The organism is Microbacterium wangyouchuni, assembly GCF_051546305.1.
Taxonomy (GTDB): domain Bacteria; phylum Actinomycetota; class Actinomycetes; order Actinomycetales; family Microbacteriaceae; genus Microbacterium.
Genome location: NZ_JBPTMA010000004.1, coordinates 15,040 through 32,769 on the forward strand (window position 1 = coordinate 15,040; position 17,730 = coordinate 32,769).

General features: G+C 64.0%; 15 protein-coding genes. 11 read left to right on the plus strand and 4 right to left on the minus strand.

What is annotated here, in order from left to right; translation table 11 throughout:
- The first annotated feature begins 133 nt into the window (after window positions 1-133).
- The 8 genes from rpsB (at window position 134) to ACSS7Z_RS09250 (ending at window position 6,005) form a co-directional block, all read left to right on the plus strand.
- Window positions 134-1,042 carry a 30S ribosomal protein S2 gene (rpsB, locus tag ACSS7Z_RS09215; RefSeq protein WP_438254313.1) on the plus strand — a complete coding sequence of 303 codons (909 nt, stop codon included), beginning with the start codon at window positions 134-136 and terminating at the stop codon, window positions 1,040-1,042.
- Window positions 1,043-1,083: 41 nt separating this feature from the next.
- Window positions 1,084-1,911 (plus strand): translation elongation factor Ts, encoded by an 828-nt coding sequence (gene tsf / locus ACSS7Z_RS09220; protein WP_438254315.1) that lies wholly within the window; start codon window positions 1,084-1,086, stop codon window positions 1,909-1,911.
- A gap of 94 nt (window positions 1,912-2,005) precedes the next feature.
- Window positions 2,006-2,722, plus strand: coding sequence for a UMP kinase (gene pyrH / locus ACSS7Z_RS09225; RefSeq protein ID WP_438254316.1), 717 nt, complete (start codon window positions 2,006-2,008; stop codon window positions 2,720-2,722).
- Between the two features lie 70 nt (window positions 2,723-2,792).
- On the plus strand, window positions 2,793-3,347 hold the full coding sequence (gene frr, locus ACSS7Z_RS09230) for a ribosome recycling factor (protein WP_438254317.1): 555 nt from the start codon (window positions 2,793-2,795) through the stop codon (window positions 3,345-3,347).
- Between the two features lie 6 nt (window positions 3,348-3,353).
- Window positions 3,354-4,391: a phosphatidate cytidylyltransferase gene (locus ACSS7Z_RS09235; protein ID WP_438254319.1), complete on the plus strand. Its 1,038-nt coding sequence runs from the start codon at window positions 3,354-3,356 to the stop codon at window positions 4,389-4,391.
- Between the two features lie 23 nt (window positions 4,392-4,414).
- Window positions 4,415-4,981 carry a DivIVA domain-containing protein gene (locus ACSS7Z_RS09240; protein ID WP_438254321.1) on the plus strand — a complete coding sequence of 189 codons (567 nt, stop codon included), beginning with the start codon at window positions 4,415-4,417 and terminating at the stop codon, window positions 4,979-4,981.
- Window positions 4,982-5,027: 46 nt separating this feature from the next.
- Complete coding sequence (locus ACSS7Z_RS09245; protein ID WP_438254323.1) at window positions 5,028-5,708, plus strand: aggregation-promoting factor C-terminal-like domain-containing protein; 681 nt, start codon at window positions 5,028-5,030, stop codon at window positions 5,706-5,708.
- A gap of 9 nt (window positions 5,709-5,717) precedes the next feature.
- Window positions 5,718-6,005 (plus strand): Rv1322 family protein, encoded by a 288-nt coding sequence (locus tag ACSS7Z_RS09250; RefSeq protein WP_438254324.1) that lies wholly within the window; start codon window positions 5,718-5,720, stop codon window positions 6,003-6,005.
- A 36-nt stretch (window positions 6,006-6,041) separates the two neighbouring features.
- On the opposite strand, the gene ACSS7Z_RS09255 is transcribed toward ACSS7Z_RS09250, so the two are convergent.
- Window positions 6,042-7,094 (minus strand): AI-2E family transporter, encoded by a 1,053-nt coding sequence (locus ACSS7Z_RS09255; protein WP_438254326.1) that lies wholly within the window; start codon window positions 7,092-7,094, stop codon window positions 6,042-6,044.
- A 174-nt stretch (window positions 7,095-7,268) separates the two neighbouring features.
- Between ACSS7Z_RS09255 and ACSS7Z_RS09260 the strand changes: the two genes are divergently transcribed.
- Both ACSS7Z_RS09260 and ACSS7Z_RS09265 read left to right on the plus strand, forming a co-directional pair.
- Window positions 7,269-9,146 (plus strand): DUF8094 domain-containing protein, encoded by a 1,878-nt coding sequence (locus ACSS7Z_RS09260; RefSeq protein ID WP_438254328.1) that lies wholly within the window; start codon window positions 7,269-7,271, stop codon window positions 9,144-9,146.
- Window positions 9,143-10,084: a tetratricopeptide repeat protein gene (locus ACSS7Z_RS09265; RefSeq protein ID WP_438254329.1), complete on the plus strand. Its 942-nt coding sequence runs from the start codon at window positions 9,143-9,145 to the stop codon at window positions 10,082-10,084. The genes ACSS7Z_RS09260 and ACSS7Z_RS09265 overlap by 4 nt, the downstream gene beginning before the upstream one ends.
- Window positions 10,085-10,096: 12 nt before the next feature.
- Here the strand turns inward: ACSS7Z_RS09265 and glgB are convergent, their stop codons facing one another.
- From glgB to glgX, 3 genes are all read right to left on the minus strand, one after another.
- Window positions 10,097-12,274, minus strand: a complete 2,178-nt coding sequence (glgB, locus tag ACSS7Z_RS09270) for a 1,4-alpha-glucan branching protein GlgB (protein WP_438254330.1) — start codon at window positions 12,272-12,274, stop codon at window positions 10,097-10,099.
- Window positions 12,271-14,229, minus strand: a complete 1,959-nt coding sequence (locus ACSS7Z_RS09275; RefSeq protein WP_438254841.1) for an alpha-1,4-glucan--maltose-1-phosphate maltosyltransferase — start codon at window positions 14,227-14,229, stop codon at window positions 12,271-12,273. The genes glgB and ACSS7Z_RS09275 overlap by 4 nt, the downstream gene beginning before the upstream one ends.
- Before the next feature lie 169 nt (window positions 14,230-14,398).
- Complete coding sequence (gene glgX / locus ACSS7Z_RS09280) at window positions 14,399-16,477, minus strand: glycogen debranching protein GlgX (protein ID WP_438254331.1); 2,079 nt, start codon at window positions 16,475-16,477, stop codon at window positions 14,399-14,401.
- Window positions 16,478-16,545: 68 nt separating this feature from the next.
- Between glgX and ACSS7Z_RS09285 the strand changes: the two genes are divergently transcribed.
- Window positions 16,546-17,721: a cysteine desulfurase family protein gene (locus ACSS7Z_RS09285; RefSeq protein ID WP_438254333.1), complete on the plus strand. Its 1,176-nt coding sequence runs from the start codon at window positions 16,546-16,548 to the stop codon at window positions 17,719-17,721.
- Window positions 17,722-17,730: the final 9 nt, after the last annotated feature.

The following is a 17,730-nucleotide window of genomic DNA, read 5'->3' on the forward strand; positions in this document are numbered from 1 at the left end:
TCGGTCGTGGCATCCAATCCCTCAGGTCCCGTTCTCCGGAACGGGCGGGCGTGGGCCGGGCACCAGGAATGCTGATCGCCCGATCAGCGAAATAACCTCAACGGCGCGCCAGCGCCAGAATCAGGAGACGACCATGGCTGTGGTCACCATCCGCCAGCTGCTCGACAGCGGCGTTCACTTCGGACACCAGACCCGTCGGTGGAACCCGAAAGTCAAGCGCTTCATCCTCACCGAGCGCAGCGGCATCCACATCATCGACCTGCAGCAGTCGCTGGGCTACATCGACAGCGCCTACGACTTCGTCAAGGAGACTGTTGCCCGCGGCGGCACCATCCTCTTCGTCGGCACGAAGAAGCAGGCTCAGGAAGTCCTCGCAGAGCAGGCGACCCGCGTTGGTCAGCCCTTCGTGAACCAGCGCTGGCTCGGTGGCCTCCTCACCAACTTCCAGACGATCTCCAAGCGTCTGGCTCGTATGAAGGAGCTCGAAGAGCTCGACTACGAGGTGCCGGCCAACAGTGGCTTCACCAAGAAGGAGCTTCTGCTCAAGAAGCGCGAGCTCGACAAGCTGCACAAGTCGCTCGGCGGAATCCGCAACCTGACCAAGACGCCTTCGGCTCTGTGGGTCATCGACGCCAAGCGCGAGCACCTCGCGATCGACGAGGCCAAGAAGCTCGGCATCCCCGTGATCGGCATCCTCGACACGAACGCCGACCCGGACGACTTCCAGTACCCGATCCCCGGTAACGACGACGCGATCCGCTCCGTCTCGCTGCTGACCCGCATCATCGCGGACGCAGCTGCCGAAGGCCTGCAGCAGAAGCACAACCCCGAGTCGGGCGACGCTGAGCCGCTGGCCGAGTGGGAGAAGGAACTTCTCGAGACGCCTGCTGAGGCGCCCGCGACCGAGGCTCCCGCAGCCGAGGCAACCGAGGCAACCGAGGCTCCTGCAGCTGAGGCTGAGGCTCCCGCAGCTGAGGCCGAGGCAACCGAGGCTCCCGCAGCTGAGGCGACCGAGGCTCCGGCCGAAGCCGACGCCAAGTAATTCCGCGTACACACCCATATCGAAGCAAGGAGCCACCACACATGGCCAACTTCACCATCGCTGACATCAAGGCGCTGCGCGAACAGCTCGGCACCGGCATGGTCGACACTAAGAAGGCTCTCGAAGAGGCCAACGGCGACCGCGAAAAGGCCGTTGAGCTGCTTCGCCTGAAGGGTGCGAAGGGCAATGCCAAGCGCGCTGACCGTTCCACCAGTGAGGGACTCGTCGTCGCTCGCGAGGCCGACGGCGCTGTGACGCTGATCGAGCTCGCCTGCGAGACCGACTTCGTCGCGAAGAACGAGCGCTTCATCGCACTCGCTGACAAGATCGCTGACGCGGTTGCAGCCGCCCAGGCAAACTCGGTTGAGGATGCCCTCGTCGCTGCTGCCGGCAACCAGAACATCGGAGAGCTGATCTCGGACGAGGCAGCAATCATCGGCGAGAAGGTTGAGCTGCGCCAGGTTCGCACCGTGACCGGCGACGCCGTCGAGGTCTACCTGCACCGCACCAGCAAGGACCTGCCTCCGCAGATCGGCGTTGTCGTCGCTTACACGGGTGACGACGCAGAGACTGCTCGCAGCATCGCGCAGCACATCTCGTTCGCTAACCCGTCCTACCTCAGCCGCGAAGACGTTCCGTCTGACGCTGTCGAGAAGGAGCGCGAGATCGTTACCGAGATCTCCCGCAACGAGGGCAAGCCAGAAGCGGCTCTGCCGAAGATCGTCGAAGGCCGTGTCTCTGCGTTCATCAAGCAGGTTGCCCTGCTTGAGCAGGACTACGCCAAGGACAACAAGCTCTCTGTCGCCCAGGTGGCGAAGGACGCCGGTATCACCGTGACGGACTTCGCGCGCTTCAAGGTTGGCGCGTAGCAGTGCATAAGGGGTTCGGATCCACAAGGGTCCGAACCCCTTCTTCATGCCCAAAAGGCACTATCTTGAATCGGGACGAGAGGATCCACACACCATGACCGAACGCACCAGGCGCCGACGCGTCCTTCTCAAGCTCTCTGGCGAAGCCTTCGGAGGCGGGCAGCTGGGAGTGAATCCAGACGTCGTCAGCCAGATCGCCCGTGAGATCGCGGCTGCCGTTGACGAGGTCGAGATCGCCATCGTCGTCGGCGGCGGAAACTTCTTCCGCGGCGCAGAGCTCAGCCAGCGCGGCATGGACCGCGGTCGTGCCGACTACATGGGCATGCTCGGAACCGTGATGAACGCTCTCGCACTGCAGGACTTCCTCGAGCAGGCCGGCGCGCCGACGCGTGTGCAGTCCGCCATCTCGATGACACAGGTCGCCGAGCCCTACATTCCGCTGCGTGCCGAGCGTCACATGGAGAAGGGGCGCGTTGTCGTCTTCGGCGCCGGCGCTGGCCTCCCGTACTTTTCGACCGATACCGTTGCCGCGCAGCGTGCACTGGAGATCGGCGCACAGGAAGTACTCGTGGCGAAAAACGGTGTTGATGGCATCTACACGGCCGACCCCAAGAAGGACTCCTCGGCAACTCGCATCGACACGGTCACCTATCTGGACGCACTGCAGCGCGGCCTGAAGGTCGTCGACTCCACCGCCTTCAGCCTCTGCATGGACAACAACATGGACATGCGGGTGTTTGGCATGGAGCCCAGCGGCAACGTGACGCGCGCTCTGCTGGGAGAACCGATCGGAACACTCGTCACCGCCTGAGCGCGGTATCCAGGTGCACGCCACGCACCTGGCTAGAATTACATGCACACCCCCGACGATAGGAGTCACCGTGATCGCGGATGTCCTCGCTGATACCACCTCGCGCATGACACGCGCGGTCGAAGCTGCCAAGGAGGATTTCGCCACCGTTCGTACGGGTCGCGCGAACCCGCAGCTCTTCCAAAAGGTGATGGTGGATTATTACGGCTCGCCCACGCCGATGGCACAGCTTGCCTCGATGGCAATTCAGGAAGCGCGCTCAATTATCATCACGCCATACGACAAGTCTGCACTCAGGGCTATTGAGCAGGCGATTCGAGACATGCCCAACCTCGGTGTCAACCCGACGAACGACGGCAACACGATCCGTGTGACGATGCCCGAGCTCACTCAGGAGCGTCGCAAGGAGTACGTCAAGCTCGTACGCACCAAGGGCGAAGACGCGAAGGTTCACCTCCGCGGCGTCCGCCGCAAGTCCAAGGACGAACTCGACGCGCTGAAGGGTGAAGTCGGTGAGGACGAACTGGTGCGCGGCGAGAAGGAACTCGACCAGCTGACCCGCCAGCACGTCGATCTGATCGATGAGGCACTCAAGCGCAAAGAAGTCGAGCTCCTCGAGGTATAGCCCGCAATGAGCGATGCATCTGGAGATGGAAGCGAGCAACGCCCGATATCGTCGGACGAAACTCGCTCCGTGGTGACCCCGGACGCAGCGCCTGCTGAAACGGGCGCGGCGATGCGGGAACAGCTGCGCCAGGCGCGCGGCGAGTTCGAGACGCACGTCAATCAGGCCCGCGAGCACCTCGACCAAGCCAATGAGCGCATCAAGGCTCGTACCGGTCGCGACCTCATTCTGGCGATCCTGGTCGGCTTGGGGTTCGGCGCCGTGCTGCTGGGATCGCTCGCGTTCATCAAAGAGCTCTTCGTTCCGATCGCGCTGGCCATCGTTATTCTCGGCATCCTGGAACTAACGAGAGCGTTGCGTGCATCTGGACGGCGCATCGACGTCGCAGCCCAGCTCATCGCTGGCACCGCGCTCGCGCTGGCTGGGTTCTTCGCTCCGCCGTGGCTGATCTGGGTCGCACTGATCTCCGCGGTCGCCTTCGTGATCGTATGGCGCCTGCTGGCGCAGATGATCGCGAAGGACGGTCGCACGTACGGAGACGTTCTCAAGGATGCTGCGATCGGCGGTTTCGTGCAGATCTACGTACCCTTCCTCGCCGGCATCGCACTGCTCTTGCTGGCACAAGAGGGTGGGCAGTGGTGGGTGCTCGGATTCGTCGCCATCGCGGTCTCAGCCGACACCGGCGCTTATGCGGCTGGAGTGGCCTTCGGCAAGCATCCGATGGCTCCGCGAATCAGCCCGAAGAAGACCTGGGAAGGTTTCGCCGGAGCTGTGATCGCTGCAATCGCGGCCGGTGTCCTGCTGGCGATCTTCCTGCTGGAGATGCCCTGGTGGGCCGGGGCTATTTTCGGCGTCGCTATTTTGCTGTCGGCTACGCTCGGCGACCTCGGCGAATCCATGATCAAGCGGGATCTCGGAATCAAAGACATGAGCTCCTGGCTACCAGGTCACGGCGGGATGCTGGACCGACTCGACAGCGTGCTGCCGTCGACGATCCCCGCGCTGAGCTTGTACTTCCTGCTTTCGCCCTGGGCGATGGCGTGATGAGTGTGAATACGGTGAATGAATTGACTGAGTACGACCAGGCCGAGACGCAATCGGCCTTCCGCGTCACCCAGGGGCGTGAACGCGGGTACCACCGCACCGCCGTGGATACGTTTCTCGCCGCAGCGCGCGACAGCTTTGAGCAGGATCAAGACCAGCTCACCGCGGCTGAGATTCGCATCGCGTCTTTCCCGCTGGTGAAGGGCGGGTACGCCGTGAGCGAGGTGGATGCCGCGCTGGGACGCGTTGAGGACGCTTTCGCCGCGCGGGAACGCGAACGTGTGGTGCGCGAGGACGGCCCTGAAGCGTGGGTCGTCGCAGCACGCGGCGAGGCGCAGATCGTTCTCGATCATCTGTCTCGTGATCGTCGGCGCAAGTTCGCCCGCACCGGCCTGCTCTCGTTCGGCTACCGCATCGATGAGGTCGATCATGTCGCAGAACGCATCGTGCGCTATCTGCGCGACGGCGATGCACTTTCCGCTGAGCAGCTGCGTTCGGCAGCATTCCGGATGCAGCGGCGCGGCTACCGCGAGGAGCAGGTCGATGCCCTTCTGGACGCAACCATCGACGTGATTCTCGCTGTGCGGTGAGGCACTCATGGTGGACTCAGGCGCGCCTGGATACACTGGAGGCATTGTGACTTCCGGTACTGAGATCGACCACGTCGGCGTGCGCAGCACGACGGTCGCTGCGGCATCCCGAAAATCAGCCGTCCGCCCGCGACGCCGCTGGACCCAACGCCGTGGTGTCAGTGGTGTGTTGGCAGCTTTCGCCGTGGTTGGATTCACCGCTGCGATCGTCGCGCCGACGGGTATGGCCCTGGCCGATCCGCCGGCGGTTGAAGTCGAAACATCTTTCTCTCTGGCGGCGCGCGACACCCAGAATCTCACCATCACGGCGGAGGGGGCGACGATTTCGCCCGTGCAGCGTGGTGCGTTCGAGGTCTACGTCACACCGACCCCCACTCCGGAACCGGTGCCAGCGCCGGCCTCTGCCGGCGGTGGCGGTGGCGGCGGGGGACCGCTCTATTACACCGGTGGCGGCGCACCCGCCGAATGGATGGCTGCTGCTGGCCTCGCATCCGGTGATTGGGGCTACGTCGACTACATCGTCGGACGCGAGAGCGGTTGGAACCCGAACGCGACCAACAGGTCTTCCGGAGCCTGTGGTCTTGTGCAGGCTCTGCCGTGCAGCAAGGTGCCGGGCAACGGTTACAACCCGGTCGACAATCTTCGCTGGGCGAACGGCTACGCGACCGGGCGGTACGGCAGCTGGGCAGGCGCCTACAACTTCTGGATCAACAACCACTGGTGGTAATGCTCCGATATGGCACGATCCCATCGACGGCGCCAGGAGCGCTCGCACTCTGACGACTCCTTCGACCGTCTGCTCGCCGGGTGGAAACGCAGTGAAAGCCGCCAGGGTCGCGAATGGACTGTGCAGCCGGTATCGGCGCTGAAGGCGCAGAAGCAGTACATCTGCCCCGGCTGCGGCGGCGCGATTCTGCCGGGAACGGCACACCAGGTTGTCTGGCGTGCCGACGGCGTACTCGGTGATGCAGCGGATCTGGCCGCCAGACGGCATTGGCACACGCACTGCTGGCAGGTTGCCTGAGTCAGTCCGCTACGCGAGGCCGTGACCAGGCTGGCGTCAACGCTCGTTCATCCGGGGGATGAGCACCTGGCGGTAGATGATGAGGATGCTGGCCGCGACCGGGATCGCGATGAGCGCACCGAGCAGGCCGAGGAGCGAACCGCCGGCGAGGGCAGCGACGACAACGACAGCGCCGGGAACAGAAACGGCGCGACTCATGATCCGCGGCGAGATCAGGTACGCCTCGATCTGCATGTAGATCAGGTAATAGATCGCGGCGGCCAGCGCGACGCCCGGGGATCCGAGGCCGGGAAGCAAGCAGACCAGGACGATGATCGTCGACCCGGTGAGCGTCCCCACCAGCGGGATCAATGACGCGAAGAACGCGATGACTGCGAGCACAGCGGCGAACGGTGCGCCGATGATGTTGAGGTAGATCGCGCTCAGGATGCCATTGATGACGCCGAGCGTTACCTGGCCCATGACGTAGTAGCCCACCGAGTCCGTGATCTGCTCACCGAGGTCGACGAACCGCGCACGCTTGGATGCTGGCACCAGCTGGTACACCGAGCGCTTCAGCGACGGAGTCGAAGCGGTCAGGTAGATCGTAAGGATCAGCACGATGAACGCGCCGAACAGGCCGGTGACGATGTTCACACTCGCCGCGATCACGCCGCTGGTGATGTCGCCCATGTTCTCGAGCAACCAGTTCTGCGCCTCATTGAGCACTCGATCGACGTCGAGCGCAGGAAAAACCGCGCCCAGCCACTCGCGCAGGTCCTCCCAGAGGTTATTGCTGCTCTGCACGAGCCGCGTGATCTGCCGCACCAGCTGGGACACCTGGTCGACGATGATGGGCAGAACGATCAGCACGATTCCCGCGAAGATTCCCAGCACGCCGAAGATAGTGATCACAACCGCCAGCCAGCGCGGGAGCTTGCGACGCTCCAAGAAAGAGATGACCGGGTCGAGTCCCAGACTGATGAACAGCGCCGTGCCGACGTACAGCAGCACCGTGGACAGTGATTCGACGCTGCCGATGAGCAGAATGCCGAGGCCCACGCCCAGCGTGGCCACCAGTGCGGTGCGAAACGGATTATGGACCTTCATGCGTGCTCCTCGTCAGACTGATCTCAGGCTAGTCCGCGCTGGGTGAGAGATTTCACGACGTGCCGATCAATCGCCGCTTCACCGCCTCGTGGTCAACACACAGCCAGTTTCGATAGTCTGAAATGTCGAGTGGTGACTGGGGCGAGGCGCCTTGGTCACGTAAGGAGTCTTTTCGTGCGTTTCGTCTGGGCCGTCGTGGCCTTCGTCTTGGCCACGCTTCTGATCGGAGCGGGCATAGCTCAGCGAACCATTTTCATGGGCCCTTCCGCGCAGCAGGCTGAGCTCAGTATCGAAGAACCGGCACCTTATCTGCTCGTCGATGGCGCGGTGCTACGCGAGCATCCGGGTCAGCAGACCCTGCTCGTTCGTGGCGAGGGGGAAATTTTCGCAGCCTACGGGCGCACGGCAGATCTCGAAGCATGGCTGTCGGATGCGACCTACAACTCGGTTGTCCCCGCTGAGGACGGCACGACGACGACAACACTCATCGAACCTGTCGTAGAGGCTCCCGATGAGGGCGCCGAGGGCGCTGAGGAGCCCGGGCGCAGCCCTGTCGGCTCGGACCTGTGGTTGGACTCCTTCAGCGAGCCGGATCAGCTGATCACCGATATGCAGCTCCCGGAAGGCATGAGCGTGTTGATCGCGCGGGACGGAACCGCGGACGCACCGCAGGACATCGTCATCTCCTGGCCGCTGGACACCTCCACGCCCTCGGTTGGTCCGCTGATCGCCGCTGGCGGTGCCGTGCTGCTGTTCGGGCTGGTCATGTATGTGCTGGCGATCCGCCACCAGCGTCGCGGGCGCGGCCCTCGGCGTAAGGGCCCCGGACCGCTGCCGCCGACCGAACCGATCAATTTTGCGCTTGATCGTCCTGAGCCTCGTGCGCAACTCGAACCGGCAGCGGCCGACCCGACGGACTCCACCCCGGCAGATCCGACTCCGACAGACGAGGCTGCGCCCAAGAGCGAACGTCGGGCCATCACACCTCGGCGACGCCTGCTGGCACTGCCAGCTCTCGGCGTGGCAGCACTGCTGTTCGCTGGCTGCTCCGGTGATTCCTGGCCGCAGTTCGACTCGGCGACTCCCTCTCCGACGCCGTCGCCGACTGTGGTGACACCGGAGAACCAGAAGCCCCCGGCTGTCACCGAGGCACAGGCCTCCCGCATCCTGCAGGAGATTTCGACGACACTCAGCGAGGCTGACGCCGCGCTCGACATCGATCTGGCTGCAACGCGTCTGGACGGAGCACCGCTCGATGCCCGTCGCACCGACTACACGCTGCGCGGGACTCTGACCGATCGCCCGTTGCCAGCAATCATCCCCACCGACACCATCGAAGTGCTGTTGCCGCAGGCCACAGACACCTGGCCGCGTACGGTGCTGGCGCTCAGCAAGAGCAAGACGGACGAAACTTTGCCCCCGGTCGTTCTCACCATGACCCAGAACGACCCGTGGGCCAACTACAAGGTCACCAACATCGCAGAGATGCAGGCTTCGGCAGAGGTGCCGCAGCTGGCTCCGGCGTGGTTGGGGACGAGCCTCATCACCGACAATGCCGCAGCCTTCCTCGCGCTGACTCCGGACGAAGTCGCCGCGGCGTTCGCCGATGTGGTGGATGCGGGTGAATCGAGCGAAAGCTACGAGCTGTTCGATCCGGTGGCGATCACTCTCGCGGAATCGATCAAGGCCAGCCGTGATGCTGTCGTGCAATCGCTCGTGGACAACGGTGCTGCAGAGACCTCCAGCACGGCCTTCGACATCACACCCAGCTCCGCCGAACCGACAGCACTCGCAACGCTCGACAGTGGGGCTATTGTCGCGGTTTCGCTCGTCGACAGCGAAACCATCGCACCGACCTCCGATGACGCGGTGATCCGATTCGGAGACAACGCCGAGGCCAAGACGCTCACCGGCGTGGAAGAGGCTTCGAAGGGCGTTGTGACCACCTATGGTCTGCAACTGTTCTTCTCGGTACCCAGCCAGGGATCGACGGCACAGGTCCGCCTGCTCGCCGTCGATCAGGACATCCTCAACGTGGAAGTGATCAAGTGAGCGACATCTCTGCCGCAGCTCTTCGCGGCGCCGTAGACCTTTCGACGCTGCGCAATCGACCCGCAGCTCCCGCAACGCCAGCCGCATCAGCGGGCGGCGACGCTGTAGCACCCAGTGGATTCATCGTCGATGTCACCGACGCCACTTTCGGGCAGATCCTCGAGCTGTCGCGCACCGTACCGGTCGTCGTCGACCTCTGGGCCGAGTGGTGCGGCCCGTGCAAGCAGCTCAGCCCGATTCTGGAGAAGGTCGTCCTCGAACTCGCCGGACGCGTCGTGCTGGCGAAGGTCGACGTTGATGCGAACCCGCAACTGGCCCAGAGCTTCAAGGCTCAATCGATCCCGATGGTAGTGGCGCTGATCGCAGGACAGCCGGTCCCGATGTTCACCGGAGCCGTTCCTGAAGAGCAGGTGCGCCAGGTCTTCGACCAGTTGCTGCAGCTGGCAGCGCAGAATGGCGTGACGGGATCGTTGGCATCAGATGCTGCTGAGCCTGCTGAAGAAGAAGAGCAGCAGGAAGTGCCGTTGCCTCCGCTGCACGCCGAGGCATTCGCCGCGATTGAAGAAGGCGACTTCGCCACTGCGATCACGGCGTACGAGAAGGCGCTGGCCGAGAACCCGCGCGATGAAGACGCCCGTGCCGGCCTCGGCCAGGTGCGGCTGCTTGACCGCGTGCAGGGAGTCGACCTTCAGCAAGCGCGGGCAACCGCAGCGGCTGCGCCGAAGGACATCTCCGCGCAGATGCTGGTGGCCGACCTCGACATCTCCGGTGGTCACGTCGAAGACGCTTTCGAGCGGCTGCTCGACCTGTTCGCGCAGTTGCCGAGCGACGAGCGGACGCCCGTTCGCGAACGCCTGGTCGAGCTGTTCGGACTCATCGGCGCAGACGACGCCCGGGTCATCGCCGCGCGCACGCGCCTGTCGTCACTGCTGTTCTAGTCGCTGCTGTTTTTAATGACGGTGGCGCAGCCAGAGCGTTGACAGCGCCGGCACGGTGATCCTCGTCATCGGGGTGTCGTGGTCGGCCTCGGGATGCGCGGCGACCCGGCCGTAGTTCCCGATGCCGGTTCCGCCGTACTCGACGGCATCCGTGTTCAAGATCTCGTCCCACAACCCGGCGACCGGCAGATCGAGCTTGAGGTTGGCGCGCTCAGTACCGGCGAAGTTGCTGACCACGACGACGCGACCTCCGTGTCTGTCGCGCCGTTCGAATGCGATGACGTTGGGGTCCCAGGACGGAGCGCCCAGACGCTGGAAGTGCACGGCTTCGCCGTCGCGCTCCCACAGCGGCGCATTGCTGCGGTACACCGTGTTCATGGCGCCGACGAATCGCTGCAACTGCGCATGCGCGGGCTGATCGAGTAACCACCAGTCCAGCTCGCGGCTCTCCGACCATTCTGCGATCTGGCCGAATTCTTGGCCCATGAACAGCAGATTCTTGCCGGGGTGGCCCCACATATACGCCAGATAGGCGCGCACATTCGCGAGTTTCTGGCCATGGTCACCGGGCATCTTCGACAGCAGACTTCCTTTGCCGTGCACGACCTCGTCGTGGCTGATGGGCAGCAGATAATTCTCGCCGAAGGCGTAGACGAAGGAGAACGTCATCTCACCCTCATGGTGGGCGCGGTAGAGCGGATCGCGTGCCATGTATTGCAGCGAGTCGTTCATCCATCCCATGTTCCATTTGAAGCCGAAACCGAGGCCGGCGCGGTCGGTGCGGGCGGTGACTCCGGGGAAGCTGGTCGATTCCTCCGCAATCATGACGATCCCGGGGTGAGCGCGGTAAGCGGTGGTGTTGACCTCCTGCAGAAAACGGATCGCTTCGAGGTTCTCGCGTCCGCCGTGCATGTTGGGTTCCCACTCGCCGTCCTCACGGGAGTAGTCGAGGTAGAGCATGGACGCCACAGCATCCACCCGCAATCCATCGATGTGGAACTGATCGAACCAGTACAGGGCATTTGCAACGAGGAAATTACGAACTTCTGGACGCCCGTAGTCGAAGATCAGCGTGCCCCAGTCCTGATGCTCACCACGGCGCGGGTCCGGATGCTCGTACAAGGGCATCCCGTCGAATCGAGCCAGTGCGAAGTCGTCCTTGGGGAAGTGCCCAGGTACCCAGTCCAGGATCACGCCGATCCCCGCCTGATGCAGACGATCGATCAGATAGCGCAACCCGTCGGGGTCGCCGAACCTGGCCGTAGGTGCGTAATAGCCGCTGACTTGATAGCCCCAGGAGCCGCCGAAAGGATGCTCGGCGAGCGGCATGAACTCCACATGAGTGAAGCCTGTCTCCGTGACGTGGGCGATGAGCGGGTCGGCGACCTCTCGGTAGCCGAGTCCCTCGCGCCACGAGCCCAGATGCACCTCGTAGATCGACATCGGCTGCGCGACGGCGTGTGTGGCGGCGCGGCGGGTCATCCACGCGCCGTCCTTCCACGAGTACGCGGAGAAGGGGACCACGGACGCTGTCTCTGGAGGGGTCTGGGTGCGTCGAGCCAGGGGATCAGCCTTGAGAATCCATCGCCCATCGGGGGTGAGGATCTCGAACTTGTAGTGCGCGCCGGGCGTGATATCGGGGATGAAGAGCTCCCAGACACCGCTGCGACCCATCGAGCGCATGGCGTGACCGGCGCCGTCCCACTGGTTGAAGTCGCCGACCACGCGGACGGCTCGGGCATTGGGTGCCCACACGGCGAAAGAGAACCCGATGTCGCCGTCGAGCGGGTGGGCGTTAGCCCCGAGCACCTCCCACAACCGTTCGTGACGTCCCTCTCCGATCAGATGAAGGTCGAGTTCGCCGATGGTGGGGAGATGGCGGTACGGGTCGCCGGCGATGATCTCATCATCGTCGCCGTAAACAGTGGCGACGCGGTAGGGAACTGCGCCTCCGGCATGCTCGCCCTCCCATATGCCGTGTGCGGCATGGGTGAGAGACACCCGCGTGCGGTCCGCGAGGATGACGATGACTTCGTCGGCAAACGGTCGCAGAACCCGGATGATGCTCCGTGCGTGGCCGTCGGCATCCGTGGTCGGGTGAGTGCCGAGGATGTCATGCGGCGAATGATGAGATCCCGTTGCCACAGCCTCCCACTCTGCAGTGGAAACACCGTTGTCGATGTCGGTCATGATCGCTCCTTCACCCTCAGGATGTGCACCGGCTCGGTGAATGCATCGAGTCGAACGAAGTTGTGATCCGTCCAGGTCCACACGGACCCGGTCACGAGGTCCTCGACCAGGTACGGATCGCCTGGCTCCACTGCCCAGATACGGGTATCGAGGTGAACGGTGCTCTCGCGGACGGAGTGCGGATCGACATTGATGACGACGATGATGCTGTCTGGCTTGCCGTTGGCAGTGAAGGCGCCATCGAGGTGCTTGGAGTAGACCAGGATCGCGTCGTCGTCGCTCCAGTGCACCGACAGATTGCGCAACTGGCGAAGCGAGGGATGCGCGCGGCGAATCTCATTCAAACGGGCAAGGTAGGGAGCAAGTGAGGCGCCGGTGGCTTCAGCTGCAGCGAAATCACGAACCTTGTACTCATACTTCTCGTTGTCGATATTCTCTTCGGAACCCGGACGCGCCACGTTCTCGTAAAGCTCGTAGCCCGCGTAAACCCCGTAGGTCGGGGCCGCTGTCGCCGCGATCGCGGCCCGGACACGGTACGCCGCGCGCCCGCCGTACTGCAGGTACTCCGTCAGAATGTCCGGGGTATTCACGAACAGGTTCGGGCGCAGGTAATCGGCCGTGTCGGTGGCGAGTCCGGTGAGGAACTGCTCCAGCTCGCGCTTCGTATTGCGCCAGGTGAAGTAGGTATAGCTCTGTTGGAAGCCGACAGCGGCGAGTCCGCGCAGGGGAGCGGGACGCGTGAATGCTTCGGCGAGGAAGATTACGTCGGGATCAGCTGCGGTGACCTCAGCGATGAGCCATTCCCAGAACTGGAGCGGCTTGGTGTGCGGGTTATCGACGCGGAAGATGCGGATGCCCTGGCCGATCCAGTGCTTCACGATGCGCAGCACTTCTTCCCGGAGACCGACTGGGTCGCCATCGAAGTTCAGCGGATAGATGTCCTGATACTTCTTGGGCGGGTTCTCGGCGTAGGCGATCGTACCGTCTGGAAGAGTCGTGAACCACTCCGGGTGGGATGTGACCCAGGGATGGTCGGGGGATGCCTGCAGCGCCAGATCGAGCGCGACCTCGACTCCGACTTTCGCTGCCTCGCGCACGAAGAAACGGAAGTCGGCCAGAGTGCCGAGGTCTGGATGCACGGCGTCGTGACCGCCTTCGGCAGCGCCGATGGCCCAGGGTGAGCCGGGGTCCTCGGGGCCCGCATCCAGCGTGTTGTTCTTTCCCTTGCGGTGCGTGCGGCCGATCGGATGAATCGGCGGCAGATACAGCACATCGAAGCCCATTTCCGCGACGGCGGGCAGACGCCTCGCTGCGGTACGGAAAGTGCCGCTGATGATCGTGCCGTCACTTGATCGCCTCGCGCCCTCTGAGCGCGGGAAGAACTCGTACCAGGCGCCGACACCGGCCCTCTCGCGCTCGACGAGAATCGTGTGCTGTGCTGTCGCTGATGACAGCGAGGTGAGCGGGCGAGCGGCGAACACACCGGCGAGGTCGGCGTCGGTGGCGACAGCGAGGGCTGCGACGGCATCCGTCTCGTCGAGATCTTTCGCCAGAGCCGCGAGGCTCGTGCGTTCCGCGGCAGGGCGCGTCTTATCCGCTGCGGCGCGCGTGAGCAGTTCTCGACCGAGTGCTGTCATGACCGCAACATCGAGGCCGACGGCGATTTTCACCGTGGCTGCGTGTGCCCAGGTCGCAAAATCATCGGCGAAGGCTTCAAAACTGTACTGCCAGACGCCCTGGGTGTGCAGCGCGATCTCGCACTGCCAGCGATCGGTTCCGTCAGCGAGCGGCTTCAGCCGGTGCAGACTCTCGTCGCCGGTGGGAGATACGAGCCGCAGATGCACTCCGATGATGTCGTGTCCCTCACGGAACGCGACAACGCCGAAGGGTACGACCTCCGAGGAGAAAGCTTTGGCAGCGAATCCGCCCGGTACCGACGGTTGTGGATCGGCCAGCGGTATGCGCCCGGTTCGCGTCTCGGCCTGGTCGACGGCGCGTGGCCGCAACGGAATCTGTGCGGGGCTGAGAAGCCCCGTGGGACGAATGCTAGAACGTGCAGCCACACCCTGAATCTACCGCGCCGGCGTTGTTCAGAACAGCCTTGATCGGAAGCGAGTAGTGCTCTCATTGCTCGATGCGGAACAACCGCATCGATGTGGCCGCGGTCAAAACGACATCACCCGGGGCGAACTCTTCTTTCCCCCCACTCGGCCTGTCATCTGCGCTTGACCACAGCGACACGAAACGGGTCGCATTCTCGATATCCACGGGCAGTGTGACATCGACCGGACTCTCCGTGCCGTGGACGATGAGCAGGATCCGATTGACCGGTTCATCGGCGAGGGGAGTGGATGCTGCGACATACTGCAGAGTCCGGTTTCCGGGGTCGGTCCACTGCTGTTCCTCCATCGTCTCGCCGCACTGATTGAACCAGTCCATGACGGAAGCGTGCGGAGTGTGCTCGCCGAGGCGCGCATATCGGCTCGGACGCAACGCGGCGTTTTCCTGGCGCAACTGGATCAGCGTCGCAACGTGCTCGCGCAGCTCCAACTGCCACGGCTCGTGGTCCCAGCTGAGCCAGGTGAGGTCGGAGTCGTGTGCGTAGGCGTTGTTGTTGCCGCGCTGAGTGCGACCGGTCTCGTCGCCCGCGGTGAGCATCGGGATGCCCGCGGAGAGCAGCAGCGTGCCCAACAGGTTGCGCATGGCTTTGCGGCGAACCGCACGAACGTTGGGGTCATCGGTGGGCCCCTCGACCCCGTGGTTGAAGGCACGGTTCATATCTGCGCCGTCACGGTTGTTCTCACCGTTGGCTTCGTTGTGCTTCACGTCGTACGAGACGAGGTCGCGCAGGGTGAATCCGTCATGCGCCGTGATGAAGTTGATGCTCGCCAGCGGGCCACGGTCCGCGCTGAACGTGTTCGATGAGCCAGCCAGCCGCGTCGCGAATCCACCGATTCCGACCGGGGCCGATGCTCGGCGCGCATAGTCGATGTCGCTCAACCAGAAATTGCGCACGCGGTCTCGGTACCGGTCATTCCACTCGTGCCAGCCCGGCGCGAAATTACCGGTTTGCCAACCGCCCATTCCGACATCCCATGGCTCGGCGATGAGTTTCACGTCTTGCAGCACAGGATCGGTGCGGATAGCAGCCAGCAGCGGATGATCCCGGTTGTACTCATGCTTCTCGTCACGGCCGAGCGCTGCGGCGAGGTCGAAGCGGAAGCCGTCGATCTGCATCTCCTGCGCCCAATAGCGCAGGGAATCGAGTACGAGTCTGGCACCGGCGTCGGCCGCCGTGTTCAGGGTGTTCCCGCATCCGGTGGTGTCGATGTAAACGCCATCGGCCTGCTGTCGGTAGTAGCTGGCGTTATCGATACCCCGCAGGCTGGAGCGGGGGCCGCCGATGCCCTCTTCTGAGGTGTGGTTGTAGACGACATCGAGGATGACCTCGAGGCCTGCTTCGTGCAGGAGCCGGACCATGCCCTTGAATTCGGTCAGGACCGCTTCGGGCCCCTGTTTGCGTGACTCCTCGGTGGCGTATGCGGCGTGGGGTGTGAAGAAGTTCAGCGTGTTGTAACCCCAATAGTTGGTGAGGCCGCGTTCCAGCAGACGGGGCTCGGGGACGAAGGCGTGCACGGGCAGCAGCTCGATGGAGGTGATTCCGAGAGATCGGAAATGCTCGATCATCGTGGGATGCGCCAGCCCGGCGTAGGTGCCGTGCAGTGCGGGGGGAACGTCGGGGTGACGCTTGGTCATTCCCTTCACATGCCCTTCGTAGATCACCGTCTTGTGCAAAGGGATCCGGGGCTTGTGCGATTCTCCCCAGTCGAATCCGTCGGCGATGACGACCGAACGCCATTCCTCGTAGCCGTCGCCCTGCGCGAGACCGCGCGCGTACGGATCCAGAAGCAGCGTCTCCGGATTGAACGTGTTACCCGCACCGTGGGGCCCGTCCACCCGAATCGCATAGCGGGTTCCTGGTTGCAGAAGTTCAGAGGTGACCTGCCACACGCCGTCGTCGTCACGGTCGAGATCGACGCTGTCGGTGACCCAATCCAGATCGGTCTCATCGAAGATGACCAGTTCGACAGCTGAGGCGCGCTGCGACCAGACTCGGAGAGTCGCGGTGCCGTCGTGCAGGCGTACGCCCAGGTTGTCGAGGATCGCGCCACCGGGTGCGGTGAAGTGAGGGGTCGCGGGCATGAGTACACATTAGGCGGGATCATCAGTATCGACGCCCAAAGCCGCGAGAAATGCGGGAGAGTTAAGGGATGCGGTTCTATCTCGACCACGCGGCGACCACTCCACTGCGGCCAGAAGCACGTGATGCGTGGCTGGCGGCGACCGAGGTGGTCGGCAACGCATCATCGACGCACGGTGCCGGGCAAGACGCTCGTCGTCTCCTGGAAGAATCGCGTGAGCGGATCGCGGCGGTACTCGGATGCGATCCGATCGAGGTGGTGCTGACCTCGGGGGGAACCGAATCCATCAACACGGCGCTGCGGGGACTGTGGGTGTCGCGTGAAGCAGGGGCAGAGACGATCGTGTTTCCTGATGGAGAGCATCACGCCACGATGGACACGGTTGCCGCGCTCGTTGCCGATGGCGCAGGAGCACGTGCCGTCGCACTGGACGAACAGGGTCGCATCGGTGTGTCAGCTTTCGAGGCAGCCCTCCCCGGCGCCGCGCTGGCGACGGCTCTGATCGCCAACAACGAGGTAGGCACGCTCAATGACGCCGGATCGCTGAGCGCTGTCGCCGCACTCGCTCGCGTGCCGCTGCATCTTGATGCGGTTGCGGCGGTGGGACACGTGCCGGTGTCGTTCCGTGATCTGCGTTCGGATGCCCCGGCAGGAGCCGGCCTGGTGGCGATGAGTGTCGCCGGGCACAAGATCGGAGCGCCCGTAGGCATCGGCGCGCTCGTCGTGGGACGCACGGCACGGATGGCACCGCTGCTGCACGGCGGCGCCCAGCAGCGCGGGCTGCGGGCGGGCACCCAGGATGTCGCCGGTGCCGCCGCCTTCGCTGTCGCCCTGGAATGCGCCGAGGCTGAGCGTGAAACTGAGGCAGCACGGCTTGGCGTGCTGCGAGATCGCCTGGTTGAGGGCATCCGCAGTGCCGTTCCCGAAGCCGAACTGCTCGGGGATCCCGTCGACCGTCTGCCGAACAATGCGCATGTGCTGTTCCCGGATGCCGTGGGTGAGAGCTTGCTCTTCCTGCTCGACGTCGCCGGTGTCGCGGCATCCACGGGATCTGCCTGCCAGGCAGGCGTCGCTGAGCCATCGCACGTCGTCATGGCGATGGGGCGGAGTGAGAAGGAAGCCCGCAGCGTGCTCCGCTTCACGCTGGGGCGAACCTCGACGGATGCTGATGTGGATGCGGTGCTGGCCACGATCGCGGACGCGTATCTGCGAGCATCCGGAGCACGCACAGCTGAACGCATTTAGACTGGACGA